We start from the raw sequence: 20193 nt of genomic DNA on the forward strand, positions 1-20193 counted from the left end.
AACGGCAAAGCAGTACGGCTTGCGCAGGTTCAGCTTGCGGTTACCCAAGACCGGAAGACCGATGGCCACCCGCTATATTCCCCTGTGGACCCGCTTTGCCCCAACACCCGGCGTGCGGGGCTTTGCGACCCTTCAGGGGTTCGAGGCCATTACACGCGGCATCCTGATCTCCGTCTTCCCTCTCGAGATGTATCGCGCGTTGCAGGACGCCCAAACAGTCTCGCAAATCTATTTCATGATCGGGATCACTTCGCTGACCGCGGGATTGATGGTCCCGTGGCTGAACCGCAGGCTGCCGCGCCGCTGGATGTATACTACTGGCGCGCTGCTTTATCTTTTGGGGTCAATGATCGCCGTATTCGGTGGCACCGAGATGATCATGTTCGCCCTGCTGTGCAACACGCTGGCGACGGTGATCACCTTCGTCTGCTTCAATGCCTATGTGCTGGATTACATTTCCCGCGCCGATCTGGGTCAAGCGGAATCCATGCGTATGTTTTACTCGGCATTGGGCTGGACGGTTGGTCCTGTGCTGGGTGTTACGCTCATGGCACTGTGGCGGCCTGCGCCATTTGTCGTGGCAGGCTTATCCGCCATGTGCATGCTATCAGTGTTCTGGGCGATGCGGCTGGGCAATGGCAAGCTGATCAGCCGCGCACGTGCGCCTGCACCCAATCCGCTGGCTTTTCTGGGGCGTTTTTTCCAGCAGCCGCGTCTGATCTCTGGCTGGCTTTTTGCTGTGATCCGGTCCTGCGGATGGTGGGTCTATGTGGTCTATCTGCCGATTTTCGCCGTCGAATCCGGACTGGGCGAGGCGACAGGCGGGATCGTTCTGTCCATCACCAATGCCACGCTGTTCCTGACGCCCTTCATGCTGCGCTTTGTGCAGGCCAAGTCGATCCGGACAGCGGTGCGCTTTGGTTTTTTTGCTGCGGGAACGTTGTTCATTCTGGCAGGTGTGGGCCATTGGCTACCCTGGGGGGCTGTTGGCGTGCTGATGGCCGCTTCGTTTTGCTTGATCCTGCTGGATGTGTGCGGCGGCCTGCCTTTCCTGATGGCCGTCAAACCGTCAGAGCGGACCGAGATGTCGGCGGTCTATTCCAGCTTCCGCGATGTATCGGGCATCCTGACTCCGGGAGTCGCGTGGCTGGTGCTGCTGGTCACACCCTTGCCCGGCGTCTTTGTGGCCTGTGGTGCGGGGCTTGTGCTGGCTTGGGGCATTGCGGGCAGGCTGCATCCACGACTTGGCCACGCGCGCATTCGCATTCCAACTACCTGAAACTGACGGAATTACCCGTAGGTCGGATGAAACCGTCCCGCAGGGGACATGGTGAAAATCTCGCAGCCTGTCGCAGTCACGCCGACGGAATGTTCAAACTGCGCGCTCAGCGACTTGTCGCGGGTCACGGCTGTCCAGTCATCTGCCAGCACTTTAGTCTCGGGACGGCCCAGATTGACCATCGGCTCGATGGTGAAGAACATGCCTTCTTCCAATACGGGTCCGGTGCCGGGGCGTCCGTAATGCAGCACATTGGGCGGTGCGTGGAATACGCGGCCAAGGCCATGACCGCAAAAATCGCGCACAACGCTCATCCGGTGACTTTCAACAAAGTTCTGGATCGCATGGCCGATATCGCCGAACGTATTCCCGGGCTTCACCGCCTCAATCCCAAGCATCAGCGCATCATGGGTGATCTCGATCAGGCGTTCGGCTTTGCGGGGCAAAGTGCCTGCCGCATACATGCGGCTGGTGTCTCCGAACCAGCCATCCACAATGACTGTCACGTCGATATTCAGGATATCCCCGTCTTTCAGCTTCTTGTCGCCGGGAATCCCGTGGCAAACCACGTGATTGAGGCTGATGCAGCTTGCGTGCTGGTAGCCTTTATAGCCGATCGTCGCCGATTTCGCGCCCGCTTGGGTCACTTGATCCTCGATGATACGGTCCAGTTCGCCTGTGGTCACGCCCGGTTGGACATGGTCGGCGATCGCATCAAGGATTTCTGCCGCAACCTGTCCGGCACGGTGCATGCCGGCAAAGTCGCCGACTTCGTGTATGCGGATGCCATCCCGTGTAAGTCGGCCACGATGCTGATCGTTCAACGCCGGTTCTCCGTTACGAATAGATATTTTTCCACTATTTAGGCCGAATTGGTGCAAGTTGCCAGACCTGCCGGACAAGCCCTCGCAAAGGTGCGACAATCCTGTAGCGGTTGCTGCGACCTGTCCGATAGCAGAAGGGTTGGAAAGCCCTGCCCCTTGCGCCTATACCAAGACAACATCGCATCAAAGGATATCTCCATGACCAACCCCACCGCAGCCATGATCGTGATCGGGGATGAAATCCTGTCGGGCCGCACGCGTGACAGCAACATGCATTACCTTGCGGCAGAGTTGACCAAGGCGGGGATCGACCTGCGCGAAGTGCGCGTAGTCAGCGACGATGCCCCAGCCATCGTCGCGGCTGTCAAAGCCTTGTCAGGCAGTTTTACCCATGTCTTTACCTCGGGCGGGATCGGTCCGACCCATGACGATATCACTGCAGATTGCATCGCGCAGGCGTTTGGCAGATCCATCGACGTGCGCGACGATGCACGCGCTTTGCTGGCCGCACATTACGCCCGTACGGGGGGCGAGTTGAACACGGCACGCTTGCGTATGGCGCGCATCCCCGAAGGTGCGCGTCTGATCGAAAACCCTGTTTCTGTTGCTCCGGGATTCATTGTCGAGAATGTGCACGTCATGGCGGGCGTTCCGGCTGTGTTTCAGGCCATGGTCGCCTCGGTGATTCCCACCCTGACGGGTGGTGAGCCGTTGCTGTCACAGACGCTTCGTATCCAGCGGGGCGAAGGCGATATCGCGGGGCCGTTGGGCGAGTTGGCCAGCCGCTATCCCGATCTGATGATTGGGTCCTACCCCTTCCAGACCAATGGGGCTTTCGGGGCCAATATCGTTATCAGAGGTCAGGATGGCCGCCGCGTCGATGCCGCGATGGCCGAATTATCGAGGCTTTTTCCGGCATGACACCTGACACCGCCCATCTTTATAACGTGATAGACGGCACATGGCCTGCAGCCGCGACAAAACAGACAGGGCCGTTCCTGTTGCGTCGCGGGGATGGTGGCGGGCAACGGGTATCGGCAGCTACAGCTTTGGCTCCCGCGTCCAATAACGCGATAGATGCCGCAGAGACGGCGATGCTTGCGATGGGTCAGCCGCGTCTGTTCCAAATCCGCGCAGGCGACGATGCTCTTGATGCGGCCTTGGCCGCCCGCGGCTATGCGGTCGTCGATCCGGTCAATCTTTATCTCGCGCCCGTCGCACAACTGCTGACCGACCAACCACCCCCTATCACGACCTTCGCCCTGTGGGAGCCATTGGCGATCCAGATCGACATATGGGCCAAGGGCGGGATCGGGCCGGGACGGATTGCCGTGATGCATCGCGCCAAGGGGCCGAAAACCTCGATCCTCGGGCGTTTGAACGACCATCCCGGTGGTACTGCTTTTGTCGCTATCCATGACAATATCGCGATGGTCCATGCCATTGAGGTGTTGCCGCACCAGCGCCAGCAAGGCATGGCCCGATGGTTCATGCGGTCGGCGGCGCTCTGGGCGCAGGAGCATGGCACCACGCATATTGCTGTTGTCTGCACCCGCGCCAACAGAGCCGCAAACGCTCTCTATGCTTCCCTCGGGATGGCACTTGTGGGACAGTACCATTACCGTAAACATCCCGACGACATGAAGTGAGGCCCGCATGACCAAAACTGATCAACCCATCGCCCTGAACCTGCCCCCCGTCGATCCGCTGCCGCCAGCGACACAGAAATATTTCGACATCTGTCAGGAAAAGCTTGGCATGGTCCCGAATGTTCTGCTGGCGCATGCCTTTGATATCGACAAACTGAACACGTTTACCGCGCTTTACAATGACTTGATGCTTGCGGATAGCGGCCTGAGCAAGCTTGAGCGCGAGATGATTGCGGTCACGGTCTCGTCGATCAACCGCTGTTTCTATTGCCTGACCGCCCATGGTGCCGCCGTGCGGCAATTGTCAGGCGATCCAAAACTGGGTGAGATGCTGGTCATGAACTACCGCGTTGCACCGCTGGATGCGCGGCAACGGGCAATGCTGGATTTTGCAGCGCTGGTGACTACGGCCTCGGCCACGATCGAGGACCATCACCGCCAGACCCTGCGGGATGCGGGCTTCAGCGACCGCGACATCTGGGATATCGCGAATGTCGCGGCGTTCTTCAACATGACGAACCGCGTCGCCTCGGCCACTGATATGCGTCCCAACGACGGATACCACGCGCAGGCTCGTTAGAGCGTCAGGATGCGGAAGAAACAGCGGATCGTCGATCTATGCGACTATAGCCCCAACAAAGCAGGTCTTTGCTGTGTGGTCAGTCTTTGGCTTGCCTTGGCAATGCCAGACCAGGGGCAGGCGCTGGATCTGGCGCTGCCCTTCAGCAACCAGACGACAACGCAGGTTGTAACGGCACCCGACAGTCATGCCTTGGCGACCGGGGTTTTTGTGGGTGGAAAACTGCCTGTAAAAGTTCTGGAGGGTCAGGTCGAACGGCAGGTTCTGCGCTTGCCAGGGCAGGCGCTCACAACCTTGCAAATGCTGGCTCCTTTGCGTGAGCAACTGACAGAGATGGGGTTCGATATCCTGCTGGATTGCCATGCCGCCGCCTGTGGCGGGTTCGATTTCCGCTTCGCAACCGAGGTGCTTCCAGCGCCGGATATGTATGTCGATCTGAACGATTTTCGCTACCTATCCGCCCAACGCGGCGGGCAGGACCATATTGGCCTTCTGATCAGCAGCGCCGCAAATGCAGGATTTATCCAGATCATCCGTGTCTCGTCAGGCGAGGATGCCTCGGCCCTGCGGATCACCGGACCGGGCGATTTAGCAGAAGACCGCGTTGCGCCAGAGGTTGCACGGGACACGGTCGGGCAGACCGCAACTGCGCCTGCATCGGCGGCGCGCGCGTCCGAGCCGCTATCCCTTGTCGACAGCCTGCAACGGCGCGGACATGTCATCCTGTCCGATCTGACATTCGATACGGGTTCGTCCCAACTGGCACAGCGGCGATTCAGAACTTTGGAAAGCCTTGCAGCGTTTCTGTTGGCCGATAGTACGCGCCGGATAGCCTTGGTCGGTCACACCGATGCGGTAGGGGCTTTGCCCGGCAACATCACACTTTCGCGACAGCGGGCAAGCTCGGTCCAGCAGCGACTGATCGCGGAATATGGCGTACCTGCATCGCAATTGACGGCAGAGGGCATGGGCTATCTATCGCCCATCGCGCCGAATACCAGTTCAGCCGGACGCGAGATCAATCGCAGGGTCGAGGCTGTATTGCTCAACACCGAATAAACAAGCGGTTTCGCTTTTACTTTGTCCTATAGTCTGCATATGGCCCATGGTTCGTGCCGTGATCACTGCCCCCGGATCAAGATTGCACGCAAATCGTTTACATTCGTGCCTGTCGGCCCTGTCACGAAAAGCTGGTCAACAGCATCAAAAGCTGACCAGGCATCATGCGCAGCCAGCATCTGCGCGGGATCTATACCCGCCTCGCGCATGCACTTTACTGTGTCTCCGTCGGCAAACGCGCCGGCATTGTTCTCGGATCCGTCGATACCATCTGTATCGGCGGCCAATGCTGCGATACCTTTGCATCCCTCAATCTGGACAGACAAGGACAACATGAACTCGCTGTTGCGCCCGCCGCGTCCGGCCTTGTCCCTTATTGTGACCGTGGTTTCCCCCCCTGACAGCATAACGACAGGCGGCACAAAAGGACGTCCGCGCATCAGCACTTCACGCGCCAAGGCGCCGTGCATACGGGCAATATCGCGCGCCTCGCCTTCGATCGCATCAGACAGGATGACAGCCTCGATCCCTGCGGCACGCGCAACCTCTGCCGCTGCCTCAAGCGAGCGTGCAGAGGATGCGATGACATGAACCTCGTTTCGGGCGAAGCGGGGATCATCGGGCTTTGGCGCGTCTTCAGGCGCATCAGCCAGATACCGTGCAATTCGTTCGGGCAGGATAATGCCGTGATCACGCGTTGCGACAAGCGCCTCGGCGCGGCCAAGCATGTCAGGCACCGTCGGGCCCGAGGCAACCTGCGCCGGATCATCGCCCGGAACATCAGATACGATCAGACTGATCACATGGGCCGGATAGGCCGCCGCGGCCAGACGCCCGCCCTTGATTCGGCTGACCTGCTTGCGGATCACGTTCATCGCCCCGATCGGTGCGCCAGAGGCCAGCAACGTCTGGTTCAGTGCAACCTCGTCCGCCAGCATCAGACCCTCCGCCGGTGCCGCCAGCAAAGCCGACCCTCCGCCACAGATCAAAGCCACCACCAGATCATCGGGGCCAAGTCCCGATACCGTCTCGAACAAGGCCTCCGACGCAGCCAGACTGGCCTTGTCGGGAACCGGATGCGCGGCCTCAAGCACGCGGATATGTCGTGTCGGGCAGGCATAGCCGTAGCGCGTGACAACGGTGCCCTCGACCGGCGCATCCCACAGGTCCTCGAACGCAGCAGCAAGCTGTGCGGCCCCCTTGCCAGCGCCGATCACGATGGTGCGGCCTTTGGGTTTCGCGGGCAAACGGGCGGCTATAGCCTTGTGCGGATCGGCAGCAGCGACCGCCGCCGCAAAGAGTGAGGACAGCAGGTCGCGGTCTTGCGAGTTCATTTTGCGGCTTTCTGCAGAAATGTCAGACACGCCCCTTCCAGGGCACCAACCACTTTTCCGCCATTCGCATCAGGATGTCGATTCCATAGCCTATAATCCCGATCAGAATGATCCCCATGATCACCACATCCGTCAGCTGGAACCGGCTGGCCACCATAATCATCATGCCCGCACCTTTTTCCGCCGCCACCAATTCTGCCGCAACCACCGTCCCCCAGCAGACGCCCATCGCGACCCGCGCACCTGTGAAAATCTCCGGTAGGGAATTGGGCACAATCACGTGGCGCAGGATCTGCCATTTGCTGGCCCCAAGTGAATAGGCGGCGTGCACTTTGGCGATAGCGACACCCGACACCCCTGCCCGCGCAGCAATTGTCATGATCCACAAAGCAGCCAGAAACAGCAGGATGATTTTTCCGGTCTCGCCGATACCGGCCCAGATAATCACCAGCGGAATCAGTGCCAGGGGCGGCACAGGGCGCATGAACTCCACAATGGGATCGAACCAGCCACGAAACCAGCCGGACAGGCCCATCGCATAGCCAAGCGGAATGCCCACCAATGCGCCAAAAACGAACCCTGCAATGACCCTGTAAAGCGACCAGCCCAAATGTTCCCATAGCGTGAAGTTCTGGTAACCGCTGGCCGCAATCTCGCCAACACGGGCCACAACAGTTTCGGGCGGAGGTAGCCAGATAGGTTCCATCTGCATGCCCTTGGGCGGGCTGAAATTCAGCGTCCCCCGTGCTGTCACACTCACATTTCCGGCTGGCGTATCGACGGACTGGCCGGGCTCGACCGCGCGCCCCTCGATTGCAACAATTTTAGCTCCGTCGGCGCGCGTGATCTCGTCATTGTCGTCCCAGACCACCAGTGCCGAGCGCATGATACCGACGGCAACGGCATCATCGCGGGCAAAACCCTCGTTTTCAGAGATTTGGGGCAGCTCGACATTTTCCCCGACCGGATGCACGCGGGCAAAGACGATGGCATCGTCGCGTGTGCCATCAGGGGTCTCGACCGTATAGGTGAATTGCGTATCGCCAGCGAACGGACCGGGCACATGGATTGGTGCCCACTTGCTGCCCGTGAACGCGCCCCAGATCAGGAATATCGTCAGGACCGAGATGATGCTGGCCGCGCGGTCGGGGCGCACGGCGCTTTCGTCGCCGAAGGTTACTGTCTTGAGCGAGGTGAAATCATGCCGCTCGCGCAGCCGGTTCACACCCGTGCGGATCAGGACGAAGCTGCCGATGAATATCGCCAGATAAATCAGCAGCGGAATCATGCGCCTGCCTCTACGCTGCGGCCCATGATCTCTTCTTCCATGTCCCAGATCATGCTTAGGATCTCCTCGCGCTTGGCGGCAAAATCCGGGTGTCTCTTGACGCTGCGCAGATCCTGCCCCACGCCCATTTCGGCAAAGGGAAGGTTGTATTCGCGGTGGATACGTCCCGGACGCGGGGCCATGACCAACAGGCGCTCGCCCAGCAGCAGCGCTTCCTCGACCGAATGGGTGATCAGGATGATCGTCTTGCCGGTCTCTTTCCACAGTTTGAGGACAAGGCCCTGCATCTTCTCGCGGGTCAGCGCATCCAGTGCACCCAAGGGTTCATCCATCAAAATCACATCCGGATCATTGGCCAGACAGCGCGCCAGCGCCACGCGCTGCTGCATGCCGCCTGACAGCTCATAAACCGACTTTTCCTTGAAATCGCGCAGGCCCACCACATCCAGCAGATGGTCCACATTGCTTTTCCATTGCGCCTCGCGCTGGCCTGCCATGCGCGGGCCAAAGCTTACGTTATCACGCACGTTCATCCATTCGAACAACGCGCCTTGCTGAAAGACCATTCCCCGCTCCGCAGCGGGGCCGGAGACCCTTTTGCCGTTCAGGGTGATCTGCCCTTCGGTCGGGGCCAGAAATCCCGCAACGATGTTCAGAAGGGTGGTTTTACCACAACCTGAGGGTCCCAGCACACTTAGCAACTCGCCCGTATTGAGCGTCAGGCCGACATTCTGCAGGGCCTGAACATGGCTGCCATTCGGCAGATCGAAGCGCATGGAAATATTATCAATGCAAAGTGTCGACACACCCGCCCCTTCCTGATCCGGTCAAGCTTGCCCCTTGAACAAGGCCATATGATACCGGTTTCTTCTTGCCTGAAATATCTCCGCCGGAGGCATCTTGCCTCGCCGGTCACGTCAAGCCATGTGGCAGGGGCGGCGTTGACCGCCCCTGAACGATGGACGGCTTACATGCTGCTTGCACTGGCCAAAGGGCCGGTGTTGACAAGATTGTCGTAGCTCTCCAGCGCCGACGGGATGCTGCCCGCTTCGACAAAGACCTGCGCCACGCCTTTCATAAAAGTCTGCGCGCCCCCACCCAGCCATTTCCCATCAAGCTGGTCTGCCACTGTCGGAAAGACAAAGGTATCGATGGTCGCCGCTGTCGCGTCCAGATCCATACCGGCATCCTTGGCAATCACAGGCAGCATCGTGTCGCGATTGGCTGGATCGGCCCACATCGCATTGGCATCTGCCGTCACCTTGAGGAACTTGGATACCAGATCTGGGTTTTCCGCCACGAAATTTGCAGGCGCGCTGGTCACGTCAAACACCAGAATGCCAAGTGCTTCTTTCTCGGCCCCTGTCAGCAGGACATTACCATGCTCAAGCGCGCGGCGCAGCGAACCGCCCCAGCCGCAGAACATGTCGACAGCGCCTTGCGCGATGGCGGCGGCGCCTTCGGGCGGGGCCATGTTCACAATCTCTAGGCTGGCCAGATCAACGCCGAAATGGTCCATCTGACGCAGGAAACCGTAATGCGCGGCCGTTCCCAAGGGTACAGCCACTTTCTTGCCTGCAAGATCGGCTGTTGTGTCCTTGTCAATTTCCAGAGCGCTGGCCACGACGCAGTTGTCATTGTCGGCATAGGACACGGCAACATCCACGATCTGCAGATCCTGCCCCGCACTTGTGGCCACAACAAAGGGCGGAACACCCTGACTGACCGACAGATGCACATCGCCCGAGGCCATTGCGGCGCTCATCGCGGTGCCGGTGTCAAAGGCCCGCCAGTTGACTTTGACGCCCATAACCTCGTCATAGGTGCCCATCTCTTTGGCATATTGGAACGGCATCGGCCATTCGGTGAAATAGGCGACCGTGATTTCGTCCGCCGCCATGGCAACAGTTGCGGTCGTGCTCAGGGCAAGGCCAGCGACTGCACCCATCATCCTTGATTTGAGTTTCATTCATAGCTCCCGTTTGTGTTGCGCCACCTGTCTTGGTGATCTGTCAATTTTGCAGGGAACGACCGGAGCGTTTTGACCGCCGGATCGCGACCGCTGTGATTATCGGACTGGAAAAGCCGATTCCGATCAATGATTTTCTGGAAAGCCCACGGCTGTGGAGACTGTCGCTCCTGTGTTTTCATGCAATCAGAAAGTTATTTTCAATTTATCTTCAGCGCCTTGGAATTAGCGCCTAAATGGCAGGCAGATGGAGGCACAGCATCTGGCCTTAAACTTGATTTGCATCTGGTCCTATTTCTTTGGGTCAATTTGCGTGTGATACTGCTGTGGAACGTCCGCTTTGTCGCGGACCCTCACCTTTTCAGACAGATGGAGCGGCACAATGATGGACGGCAAGTTCGACAATGATATTCAGGCAGTTGTGGACGCCGACCGCGCCCATGTCTGGCACCACCTGAGCCAGCATAAACCCTATGAAACAACCGATCCGCGCATCATCGTCGAAGGCAAGGGGATGCGCGTCTGGGACCAGAAGGGCAAGGAGCATCTGGATGCCGTGTCCGGTGGTGTCTGGACCGTCAACGTCGGCTATGGCCGTGAACGGATCGCCAATGCCGTGCGCGACCAGTTGATCAAGCTAAACTATTTTGCCGGGTCTGCCGGTTCCATCCCCGGCGCAATGTTTTCAGAACGTCTGATCGAAAAGATGCCGGGGCTGAGCCGTGTCTATTACTGCAACTCGGGCTCCGAGGCGAACGAGAAGGCCTTCAAGATGGTGCGCCAGATCGCGCACAAGCGCTATGGCGGCAAGAAGCACAAGATCCTGTATCGTGACCGTGACTACCACGGCACCACGATCGGCTGCCTTTCGGCAGGCGGTCAGGACGAGCGCAATGCACAATACGGTCCCTTCGCGCCCGGATTCGTGCGTGTGCCGCATTGCCTTGAATACCGTGCCACCGATCAGGGCGCACCCGTGGAAAATTACGGCGAATGGGCGGCTGACCAGATCGAGGCAGTCATTCTCGCCGAAGGACCAGATACAGTGGGCGCGATCTGCCTCGAGCCTGTGACTGCGGGCGGCGGCGTGATCACGCCACCCGATGGCTACTGGCCCCGCGTTCAGGAAATTTGCCGCAAATACGATGTTCTGCTGCATATAGATGAGGTGGTCTGCGGCGTCGGTCGCACCGGCACATGGTTCGGCTACCAGCAATACGGTGTGCAACCCGATATGGTGACCATGGCCAAGGGTGTGGCCTCTGGCTATGCCGCCATCGCATGTCTGGTCACGACCGAGGCTGTCTTTGACATGTTCAAGGATGATGCCACCGATCCGCTGAACTATTTCCGCGATATCTCGACCTTCGGGGGCTGCACCGCAGGTCCGGCGGCGGCGCTTGAGAACATGGCGATCATCGAAGAAGAAGGCCTGCTCGAGAACACGACCAAGATGGGCCATTACATGCTGGACCGTCTAGCAGAGCTGAAAGACAAGCACGCCGTTATCGGCGACGTGCGCGGCAAAGGTCTGTTTCTTGGTGCGGAACTTGTCGTAGATCGCAGCACACGCGCGCCGGTGCCGGAAAAGCAGGTTCAGATGGTGACAGCGGATTGCATGGCACAGGGCCTTATTATCGGCGCAACCAACCGTTCGCTTCCCGGTCTGAACAACACGCTGTGCTTCAGCCCCGCATTGATCGCCACCAAGGATGACATCAACGAGATCATAGACGGCGTTGATGGCGCCTTGACTCGCGTCTTCGGCTGATACGCAACACCTGCATTCTGCAAGAAAGGTGCGGGATAAAATCCGCGCCTTTTTCATAAGGCCAGTTTACGTCGCCCTTAAGTCCACCTAGGCTGAACTTATGGCGATCCCTGTCGAAACCTTTTTCCTTGATCCCGTGGCGCAAGGCACCTTGCAGGCGCGCATCCAGCAAATGATTGCGGGGGGCATCCTGTCAGGGCGATTCCGGCGTGGCGAAAAACTGCCCTCGACACGGCGGCTTGCCGTGCATCTGGGGATCAGTCGGATCACGGTGACACTGGCCTATACCGAATTGCTGGCCAATGACTATATCGCGGCGCGTGGCCGCTCGGGTTACTTTGTGTCAGACAATGCCCCCGAACCGCCACCCACGCCCAACACCGTTATCCGCAGCGATACTGTCGACTGGACACGCGCGATCGGGCAACGTTTCACAGGCGGTGCGACTCCTGAAAAGCCGCAGGACTGGGCAAGCTTCCGTTACCCGTTCATCTATGGTCAGGCAGACCCGACCCTGTTCGATCACGCCAACTGGCGGCTTTGTGCGGTGCAGGCCTTGGGCGCGCGGGATTTCACCGCACTGACGACGGATTACTACGATCAGGACGATCCGCAACTGATCGAGTTTATTGCCCGTCACACCTTGCCCCGAAGGGGAATCATCGCGCGCCCTTCCGAGATACTTGTGACTCTGGGCGCGCAGAACGCGCTTTGGCTCACGGCGCAAGTGTTGCTGACGCAGCGCCGGTTGGCCGCGATTGAAGACCCCTGCTATCACGCGCTGCGTGATATCCTGATGCAATCGCGCTGTCGGTTGGCGGCCTTGCCGGTCGATGGGGACGGGCTGCCCCCCGATTCGATACCGGATGGAACGGATGTAATCTTTACCACCCCAAGCCACCAATGCCCCACCTCGGCCACGATGCCGATGGTGCGGCGCCTTGCCTTGCTGAACCGTGCCCGTGATCTTGATGCCATCATCGTCGAGGATGACTACGAGTTCGAGATGTCCTATCTCGCACCTCCATCGCCCGCGCTGAAATCGCTCGATCGGGACGGGCGTGTCATCTATGTCGGCAGCTTTTCCAAATCCCTGTTTCCGGGGTTGAGGCTTGGTTATCTCGTGGGGTCCGAAGCCTTCATCCGCGAGGCCCGCGCCCTGCGCGCCAGCGTATTGCGCCACCCCCCGGGCCATATCCAGCGCACCGCCGCCTATTTCCTGTCGTTGGGTCATTACGACGCACAGATCCGCCGCATGGCCCGCGCTCTGGCCGACCGCCGCCTTGTGCTGGAAAAGGCGATCCAGCGTCACGGATTGACGATTGCGGGACGTGGCACCTTCGGGGGATCGAGTATCTGGATGCGAGCGCCCGCCGCGGTCGATACAACCGAACTGGCCTTGAACCTACGCGCCAAGGGTGTCCTTATCGAGCCCGGTGCGCCGTTCTTCGCCGGAGAAAGACCCCCGACACAGTTCTACCGTCTGGCCTATTCCTCGATCCCGTCAGCACGGATCGGGGATGGCGTACGCCTGGTCGCCGAGGCACTTGCATGAGGTCAGGGAGGTCTCAACTGGCCTTAGTTACCTCCTTCAACTGGTCCTATCTCCTGCCCTTTGTGGGACTTAATCTGTCATCAGGCCGACATTGGCCTCTTTCCCGTAGTCCGGAGTCCAAGACATGAAAATGACCACTGAAGAAGCATTTGTGAAGACCCTCCAGATGCACGGGATCGAGCATGCTTTCGGCATTATCGGCTCTGCTTTCATGCCGATTTCGGATCTGTTTCCGCGCGCGGGCATCACCTTCTGGGATTGTGCCCATGAAGGCTCGGGCGGGATGATGGCTGATGGCTACACGCGCGCGACCGGCAAGATGTCGATGATGATCGCGCAGAACGGCCCCGGCATAACCAATTTCGTGACTGCCGTGAAAACCGCCTACTGGAACCATACGCCGCTCTTGCTGGTCACACCGCAGGCTGCGAACAAAACCATCGGCATGGGCGGCTTTCAGGAAGTCGAGCAGATGGCCCTGTTCCAGGATATGGTCGCCTATCAGGAAGAGGTGCGCGACCCGTCCCGCGTGGCCGAGGTGCTGAACCGCGTGATCCTGAACGCACGGCGCATGTCCGCGCCGGCACAGATCAATATGCCGCGGGATTACTGGACTCAGGTGATCGACATCGACCTGCCCGAAATCGTGACATTCGAACGCCCCGGCGGTGGCGAGGATGCCGTACAACGCGCCGCTGACCTGCTGTCCAGCGCACGCTTTCCCGTGATCCTGAATGGTGCGGGCGTGGTGCTGGCAGGAGCAATCCCCGCGTCGATGCAACTGGCCGAACGACTCGATGCGCCAGTTTGCGTAGGCTACCAACACAATGACGCCTTTCCCGGCTCGCATCCGCTGTTTGCCGGACCTTTGGGCTATAATGGCTCAAAGGCGGGAATGGAATTGATCGCAAAAGCCGATGTGGTTTTGTGCCTTGGTACGCGCCTCAATCCTTTCTCGACCTTGCCGGGCTACGGGATCGACTACTGGCCCAAGGACGCAAAGATCATTCAGGTCGATATCAACCCCGACCGCATCGGCCTGACCAAGAAGGTCAGTGTCGGGATCATTGGGGACGCAAAAAAGGTGGCGGCATCCATCCTCGAAAAACTCTCGCCGACAGCGGGCGATCAGGGTCGTATCGAACGGAAATCCCGCATCGCGCAGACGAAATCGCAATGGGCGCAGCAACTGTCCTCGATGGACCATGAAGACGACGATCCTGGCACGAGCTGGAACCAGCGCGCCCGCGCCGACAAGCCCGACTGGATGAGCCCCCGTATGGCATGGCGCGCGATCCAGTCTGCCCTGCCGCGCGATGCGATCATCAGTTCGGACATCGGGAACAATTGCGCCATCGGCAATGCCTATCCCAGCTTCGAGACGGGTCGCAAATACCTTGCCCCCGGCCTGTTCGGACCCTGCGGCTATGGCCTTCCCTCGATCATCGGGGCCAAGATCGGGTGTCCCGATACACCGGTTGTCGGCTTCGCCGGTGACGGTGCATTCGGGATCGCGGTCACGGAACTGACCGCGATCGGCCGACCGGAATGGCCCGCCGTAACCATGGTTGTGTTCCGCAACTACCAATGGGGCGCGGAAAAGCGCAACTCGACTCTGTGGTATGATGAGAACTTCGTCGGCACCGAACTGGACGAGCAAGTCAGCTATGCCGGCATCGCCCGCGCCTGCGGATTGCAAGGCGTGCAGGCCAAGACAATGGATGACTTGCGCGCAGCTCTGACCAAAGCCATCGAGGACCAGATGCAGAATGGCAAGACGACATTGATCGAGGCGCTGATAAATCAGGAACTGGGCGAACCGTTCCGGCGTGACGCGATGAAGAAGCCGGTCTCTGTTGCAGGCATTTCAGCAGCCGATATGCGCGCACAGCAACCTGTCTGATTGCGGTGGCCAACCGGACCCTCAGCCTGCTTCTTCTTGCTGGAAATATCCCCGCCGGAGGCTGCGCCGGCGGGGATATTTCCAGACGACTGCATGATTTTCAGAACAAACGTCTTGCGCTCTTGCCTCGTTCGCAAAGCCGTGTTCGATTGAGACCGTTATGAAAGAACCGTTTCCCTTCCTGTCTCCTGTCAGTGCCGCCGCCCCGCGACGGCTGCTGGATCAGGCGCGTGGCCTGCCTGTCCCGCGTGTGGCGCTCGTGAATGCCGGCAGCATCAACGCGCTTCAGGGTATGCGCGAGGCGGCAGATGCGGGCTTGGCCCATCCTGTCCTGATCGGCGACGCCCCAAAGGTCCGGCAAATCGCTGAACAGATCGGCTGGGACATTTCAGCCCTGCGTCTGATCCATGCACCCCATGCCGCGGCCAGCGTCCAAGCCGCCGAGCTTGCGCGCCTTGGTGAGGTAGATGCGATCATGAAGGGGCAGATACACACCTCTGTCTTTTTACAAGGTTTGCTGCCGCGTTCGGCAGGGCTTCGAGATGAACATACCCGCTGCGGCCATGTCTTTCACATCACTGCCCCCCATTCCGACCGCCCTCTGATCCTTACGGATGGCGCATTGAATGTGGACCCTGATATTCCTACCCGCCAGGCCTGTTTGACCCATGCCGTAAGACTGGCGCAGCAGTTGGGCATTGAGCGTCCCAAAGCGGGTATCCTGTCGGCCAATGAAGACCCGCTCCCGTCGCTCCAGAACTCCATGGATGCGGCTGTGATTGCGGCTTGGGCGCAAGCAGCCTTGCCGCAAGCCGAGGTTGCAGGGCCGATGGCCCTGGACTTGATCTTTTCGGCCGAGGCGGCGGCGGCAAAGAACTATGTCTCTCCGGTCGCGGGGGATGCCGATATCATGCTGACGCCGAACATCACCACGGGCAACGCCATCTTCAAACTGATGGCGCTTGGCATGGGCTGTTGCGCCGCTGGGCTGGTTTTGGGCTTGCGTGTTCCGGTCCTTCTGACGTCACGTGCACAGACAGCGCCTGCGCGGATCGCGTCGGCTGCTTTAGGCGTCATTGCTGCAGGGGTCAGGCTATGATCCTTGTGGTCAATGCAGGCTCGAGTTCAGTCAAGATCGAGGTCTTCGATCTGGCCCTGAATTCGGTTGCCAGCAGCGCAGTCTCTGAGATCGGCAAGGCCGCGCGCCTCAAACTCGCAAGGCAGAGCCGGCCTGTGGCCGCGATGGATCATACGGATGCTCTGACGCATCTGCTTGATGCTCTGGCAGTTCAGGGTATCCCCTTGTCGCAGCTTGTCGCGGCGGCACACCGTATCGTGCATGGCGGGGCGGAACTAACCGCGCCCGTCCGCCTGACGCCCGATATTCTGGACAAGATCGCGGACTGCAACAGTCTTGCTCCGCTGCATAATCCGCATAACCTGTCCGGCATAAACGCGCTTCTCCGCTTGGCCCCCGAACTGCCCCAGTACGGCAGTTTCGACACCGCTTTCCACGCCACGAATCCTGATGTGGCTGTGACCTATGCAATCCCTCAGGCTGAGCGCGACAAGGGTATCCGGCGCTATGGATTTCACGGTCTCAGCTATGCGGGGCTGGTTGACTCTTTCCGCAGCGATCTGCCGCGCCGATTGCTGGCGCTGCATCTTGGCAACGGTGCAAGTCTTTGCGCAATCCTTGAAGGGCGCTCGATTGCCACCTCGATGGGCTATTCACCGCTTGATGGTCTGGTGATGGGCAGCCGCGCCGGCAGCATTGACGGGATGGCGGTTCTGCGCTTGGCCACCGATCACGGCATTGATCGCGCTGCCCATCTTCTGAACCATGACAGCGGGTTGCGGGCACTGGGCGGCACCAATGACATGGCGCAGCTTCTGGCGGCCGATACAACTGACGCCCGGTTCGCCGTGGAACATTTCTGCTATTGGGCGGCGCGTCAGGCCGGATCGGCCGTCGTCACGATGGGCGGGCTGGATGCCATTGCCTTTACCGGCGGCATCGGCGAGAACGCTGAAAGCGTACGCAACCGTATAGTATCGCATCTGGCCTGTTTCGGCCCTGTGCCAGTCCATGTTGTCCCGGCAGAAGAGGAACGCCAGATCGCGCGTGATGCCTTGGCTTTAATGGGGCAAAAGCCAGCATGACCCAACCGCTTCTCGACACCTCGCCCCTTGTGTCGGACGAGATCCGCAAGACGACCTGTTATATGTGTGCCTGCCGCTGCGGGATCAATGTGCATCTCAAGGACGGCAAGGTTGCCTATATTGAAGGGAATCGCGACCACCCTGTGAATAAAGGCGTGCTATGCGCCAAGGGTTCGGCCGGGATCATGCAGATCAATGCACCCTCACGCCTGCGTGCGCCGCTGAAACGCGTCGGCCCGCGCGGATCGGGCACGTTCGAGGAAATCAGTTGGGATGAGGCTCTGGAGCTGGCGACCTCATGGCTGAAACCGCTGCGCGAGACCGCCCCCGAGAAGCTGGCTTTCTTTACCGGACGCGACCAGTCGCAAAGTTTCACGGGTTGGTGGGCGCAGCAATTCGGCACACCGAACTTCGCGGCGCATGGCGGGTTTTGCAGTGTGAATATGGCGGCTGCGGGCATCTATACGATGGGCGGCGCCTTCTGGGAATTCGGCCAGCCTGATTGGGAGCATACAAAGCTGTTCATCCTCTTCGGCGTGGCCGAGGACCATGACAGCAACCCGATCAAAATGGGCATCGGGCGGCTCAAGGCGCGTGGGGCGCGGATCGTTGGCGTCAATCCGATCCGGTCGGGTTACAACGCTGTCGCCGACGACTGGCTGGGGATTACACCCGGTACAGATGGCCTGCTGATCCTGTCGCTGGTGCATGAATTGCTGCGGACCGGCAGGATCGACCTTGATTATCTGTCGCGGTATACCAATGCGCCTGTTTTGCTGAACGGCGATCCCAAGTCATCCGAATACGGGCTGTTTCTGCGCGACGATGTCGGCAAGCCGCTTGTGATTGACCGTGTCACCGGCAAACTGACTGCCTTTGACCAACACGGTGTTCGCCCCGATCTGGCCGCGAGTCATCGTCATGCCGGTATCACCCACCGGCCTGTCATGCATCTGCTGGCAGAACGCTATCTTGATCCTCAATACGCGCCCGAAGCCGTCGCCAAGAGAACTGGCATTCCAGCCCCGAAAATCCGCGCTCTGGCGAATGAGATTGCCCATACCGCCTTTGACGATCCTGTCATCCTGCGGCGCGAATGGACGGATTTCCGTGGCGAGACCCATCAGACCATGGTGGGACGCCCTGTTGCCTTTCACGCGATGCGGGGGATTTCGGCACATTCCAACGGATTCCAGACCGCCCGTGCGCTGCACATACTGCAAATCCTTCTGGGGGCCGTGGAAACCCCCGGTGGAATGCGCTTCAAGCCGCCCTATCCCAAGCCCGCGACGGCCCATCCCAAGCCGCATTGCAAGATGACACCTGGTGCGCCGCTGGATGGCCCGCACTTGGGCTATGTGCAGGGGCCGGATGATCTGTGCCTCAAGGCCGATGGCAGTGCTGCGCGGATCGACAAGGCATTTACATGGGAAAACCCTATGTCGGCGCATGGCCTGATGCATATGGTCATCAGCAATGCCCATGCGGGTGATCCCTACAGGATCGACACGCTGTTTTTGTATATGGCAAATATGTCGTGGAATTCCTCGATGAACACAGGCGGCGTCATGCAGATGCTGACCGATACAGACGATAACGGCGACTATGTGATCCCGCGGATTATCTATTCGGATGCGTATAGTTCCGAAATGGTTGCCTATGCCGATCTGATCCTGCCCGATACGACCTATCTGGAGCGGCATGATTGTATCAGCCTGCTGGACCGCCCGATCTCGGAGGCCGATGGCGCAGGGGATGCGATCCGCTGGCCGGTCATTGAACCTGACCGCGATGTGCGCGGCTTCCAGTCCGTGCTGCTGGATCTGGGGGCAAGGTTGGGTCTGCCCGGAATGCTTGCCGCCGATGGCAGCCCCAAATACGCGGATTATGCGGATTACATTGTGAGCCACGAGCGCAAACCCGGTGTCGGCCCCCTGGTGGGGTGGCGCACGGGTGACAGAGGCCTGACCCACGGGCGCGGCCTTCCCAATGCCGCGCAACTGGATGAATATATCGCGCATGGCGGATTTTTTGTGGCGCATGTGCCCGAAGATGCCGCCTATTTCAAACCGTGGAACCGCGCCTATCAGGATTGGGCCGTGGGAATGGGTTTCTACGACAAGCCCGAACCCTATCTGTTCCAGCTTTACGTCGAGCCCTTGCGCCGCTTCCAACTGGCTGCGGAAGGCCACGGTTCATGCCAGCCCCCTGACCATCTGCGTGAAAGGATCAAGACTACATTGGACCCGCTGCCGATCTGGTATGCGGCCTTGGAAGACGGTCATGCCGACCCCGAGGCGTTTCCGGTCCACGCGCTGACCCAGCGGCCCATGGCGATGTATCACTCATGGGGTAGCCAGAATGCTTGGCTACGCCAGATTCACGGTGTGAACCCGCTTTATGTACCAACCAAGCTTTGGGAGCAGCATGGGTTTGCCGAAGGCGACTGGGCGCAGGTCACGTCAGCGCACGGGGTGATCACAGTGCCCGTCGCCCATATGGCCGCATTGAACGAGAATACCGTCTGGACATGGAACGCGATCGGCAAACGCAAGGGAGCGTGGGCACTGGATGACAAGGCACCGGAAGCCGAAAAAGGGTTCTTGTTGAACCATCTGATCCACGAATTGCTACCGCCGCGCGGCGACGGCCTGCGCTGGTCGAATTCCGATCCGGTCACAGGACAGGCCGCTTGGTTCGATCTGCGCGTCAACATCGAGAAAGTACCTGCCCCTGATCGCAGTCAGCCCGCCTTTGCAGCCGTAGATTCACCTGTTGGCAAGGGACCAGACACATTGGCATGGAAGGTAGGAAAATGA

Annotated in this window: 16 protein-coding genes; 11 read left to right on the forward strand and 5 right to left on the reverse strand. The window is 59.6% G+C overall.

What is annotated here, in order from left to right; translation table 11 throughout:
* Nucleotides 1–61: 61 nt before the first annotated feature.
* Nucleotides 62–1279, forward strand: coding sequence for an MFS transporter (locus K7H22_RS02165; RefSeq protein ID WP_230799074.1), 1218 nt, complete (start codon nt 62–64; stop codon nt 1277–1279).
* Nucleotides 1280–1290: 11 nt separating this feature from the next.
* Here the strand turns inward: K7H22_RS02165 and map are convergent, their stop codons facing one another.
* Nucleotides 1291–2103 carry a type I methionyl aminopeptidase gene (map, locus tag K7H22_RS02170; protein ID WP_230799076.1) on the reverse strand — a complete coding sequence of 271 codons (813 nt, stop codon included), beginning with the start codon at nt 2101–2103 and terminating at the stop codon, nt 1291–1293.
* Nucleotides 2104–2301: 198 nt separating this feature from the next.
* Here map and K7H22_RS02175 point away from each other — a divergent pair, with 198 nt between their 5' ends.
* Genes K7H22_RS02175 through K7H22_RS02190 form a run of 4 tightly spaced genes read left to right on the forward strand, consistent with a single transcriptional unit; the run spans nt 2302 to nt 5391 of the window.
* A complete protein-coding gene (locus K7H22_RS02175; RefSeq protein WP_230799077.1) occupies nt 2302–3024 on the forward strand; it encodes a competence/damage-inducible protein A in 723 nt (240 codons plus the stop codon).
* Complete coding sequence (locus tag K7H22_RS02180; RefSeq protein ID WP_230799079.1) at nt 3021–3752, forward strand: GNAT family N-acetyltransferase; 732 nt, start codon at nt 3021–3023, stop codon at nt 3750–3752. The genes K7H22_RS02175 and K7H22_RS02180 overlap by 4 nt, the downstream gene beginning before the upstream one ends.
* A 7-nt stretch (nt 3753–3759) precedes the next feature.
* On the forward strand, nt 3760–4332 hold the full coding sequence (locus K7H22_RS02185) for a peroxidase-related enzyme (RefSeq protein ID WP_230799081.1): 573 nt from the start codon (nt 3760–3762) through the stop codon (nt 4330–4332).
* A gap of 9 nt (nt 4333–4341) precedes the next feature.
* Nucleotides 4342–5391, forward strand: coding sequence for an OmpA family protein (locus K7H22_RS02190; RefSeq protein WP_230799083.1), 1050 nt, complete (start codon nt 4342–4344; stop codon nt 5389–5391).
* Nucleotides 5392–5453: 62 nt separating this feature from the next.
* Here K7H22_RS02190 and K7H22_RS02195 read toward each other — a convergent pair whose 3' ends face one another.
* The 4 genes from K7H22_RS02195 to K7H22_RS02210 form a co-directional block, all read right to left on the reverse strand.
* Complete coding sequence (locus K7H22_RS02195; RefSeq protein ID WP_230799350.1) at nt 5454–6725, reverse strand: glycerate kinase type-2 family protein; 1272 nt, start codon at nt 6723–6725, stop codon at nt 5454–5456.
* 22 nt (nt 6726–6747) lie between these two features.
* The gene (locus tag K7H22_RS02200) at nt 6748–8013 is read right to left on the reverse strand and encodes an ABC transporter permease (RefSeq protein WP_230799085.1); all 1266 of its coding nucleotides are present in this window, start codon (nt 8011–8013) and stop codon (nt 6748–6750) included.
* Nucleotides 8010–8819: a taurine ABC transporter ATP-binding protein gene (locus K7H22_RS02205; RefSeq protein WP_230799086.1), complete on the reverse strand. Its 810-nt coding sequence runs from the start codon at nt 8817–8819 to the stop codon at nt 8010–8012. Before K7H22_RS02205 ends, K7H22_RS02200 begins: the two co-directional genes overlap by 4 nt.
* A gap of 161 nt (nt 8820–8980) precedes the next feature.
* The gene (locus K7H22_RS02210) at nt 8981–9982 is read right to left on the reverse strand and encodes an ABC transporter substrate-binding protein (protein ID WP_230799087.1); all 1002 of its coding nucleotides are present in this window, start codon (nt 9980–9982) and stop codon (nt 8981–8983) included.
* 385 nt (nt 9983–10367) lie between these two features.
* Here K7H22_RS02210 and K7H22_RS02215 point away from each other — a divergent pair, with 385 nt between their 5' ends.
* The 6 genes from K7H22_RS02215 (at nt 10368) to K7H22_RS02240 (ending at nt 20193) form a co-directional block, all read left to right on the forward strand.
* On the forward strand, nt 10368–11753 hold the full coding sequence (locus K7H22_RS02215; RefSeq protein ID WP_230799351.1) for an aspartate aminotransferase family protein: 1386 nt from the start codon (nt 10368–10370) through the stop codon (nt 11751–11753).
* 100 nt (nt 11754–11853) lie between these two features.
* A complete protein-coding gene (locus K7H22_RS02220) occupies nt 11854–13308 on the forward strand; it encodes a PLP-dependent aminotransferase family protein (protein WP_230799088.1) in 1455 nt (484 codons plus the stop codon).
* 124 nt (nt 13309–13432) lie between these two features.
* The gene (gene xsc / locus K7H22_RS02225) at nt 13433–15211 is read left to right on the forward strand and encodes a sulfoacetaldehyde acetyltransferase (RefSeq protein ID WP_230799089.1); all 1779 of its coding nucleotides are present in this window, start codon (nt 13433–13435) and stop codon (nt 15209–15211) included.
* A 160-nt stretch (nt 15212–15371) separates the two neighbouring features.
* The gene (locus tag K7H22_RS02230; protein WP_230799090.1) at nt 15372–16310 is read left to right on the forward strand and encodes a phosphate acyltransferase; all 939 of its coding nucleotides are present in this window, start codon (nt 15372–15374) and stop codon (nt 16308–16310) included.
* The gene (locus K7H22_RS02235) at nt 16307–17374 is read left to right on the forward strand and encodes an acetate/propionate family kinase (RefSeq protein WP_230799092.1); all 1068 of its coding nucleotides are present in this window, start codon (nt 16307–16309) and stop codon (nt 17372–17374) included. The genes K7H22_RS02230 and K7H22_RS02235 overlap by 4 nt, the downstream gene beginning before the upstream one ends.
* Nucleotides 17371–20193, forward strand: a complete 2823-nt coding sequence (locus tag K7H22_RS02240) for a molybdopterin oxidoreductase family protein (protein WP_230799093.1) — start codon at nt 17371–17373, stop codon at nt 20191–20193. The genes K7H22_RS02235 and K7H22_RS02240 overlap by 4 nt, the downstream gene beginning before the upstream one ends.

It is taken from the genome of Seohaeicola saemankumensis (genome assembly GCF_021021435.1).
Lineage (GTDB): Bacteria > Pseudomonadota > Alphaproteobacteria > Rhodobacterales > Rhodobacteraceae > Seohaeicola.

Bases quoted from the DNA above. Each gene is read 5' to 3' on its own strand.
- K7H22_RS02185 (WP_230799081.1), top strand. From the start codon at position 3,760: ATGACCAAAACTGATCAACCCATCGCCCTGAACCTGCCCCCCGTCGAT.
- K7H22_RS02220 (WP_230799088.1), top strand. From the start codon at position 11,854: ATGGCGATCCCTGTCGAAACCTTTTTCCTTGATCCCGTGGCGCAAGGC.
- K7H22_RS02235 (WP_230799092.1), top strand. From the start codon at position 16,307: ATGATCCTTGTGGTCAATGCAGGCTCGAGTTCAGTCAAGATCGAGGTC.
- K7H22_RS02180 (WP_230799079.1), top strand. From the start codon at position 3,021: ATGACACCTGACACCGCCCATCTTTATAACGTGATAGACGGCACATGG.
- K7H22_RS02190 (WP_230799083.1), top strand. From the start codon at position 4,342: ATGCGGAAGAAACAGCGGATCGTCGATCTATGCGACTATAGCCCCAAC.
- K7H22_RS02195 (WP_230799350.1), bottom strand. From the start codon at position 6,725: ATGAACTCGCAAGACCGCGACCTGCTGTCCTCACTCTTTGCGGCGGCG.
- K7H22_RS02215 (WP_230799351.1), top strand. From the start codon at position 10,368: ATGGACGGCAAGTTCGACAATGATATTCAGGCAGTTGTGGACGCCGAC.
- xsc (WP_230799089.1), top strand. From the start codon at position 13,433: ATGAAAATGACCACTGAAGAAGCATTTGTGAAGACCCTCCAGATGCAC.
- K7H22_RS02165 (WP_230799074.1), top strand. From the start codon at position 62: ATGGCCACCCGCTATATTCCCCTGTGGACCCGCTTTGCCCCAACACCC.
- K7H22_RS02240 (WP_230799093.1), top strand. From the start codon at position 17,371: ATGACCCAACCGCTTCTCGACACCTCGCCCCTTGTGTCGGACGAGATC.
- K7H22_RS02175 (WP_230799077.1), top strand. From the start codon at position 2,302: ATGACCAACCCCACCGCAGCCATGATCGTGATCGGGGATGAAATCCTG.
- K7H22_RS02210 (WP_230799087.1), bottom strand. From the start codon at position 9,982: ATGAAACTCAAATCAAGGATGATGGGTGCAGTCGCTGGCCTTGCCCTG.
- K7H22_RS02200 (WP_230799085.1), bottom strand. From the start codon at position 8,013: ATGATTCCGCTGCTGATTTATCTGGCGATATTCATCGGCAGCTTCGTC.
- K7H22_RS02230 (WP_230799090.1), top strand. From the start codon at position 15,372: ATGAAAGAACCGTTTCCCTTCCTGTCTCCTGTCAGTGCCGCCGCCCCG.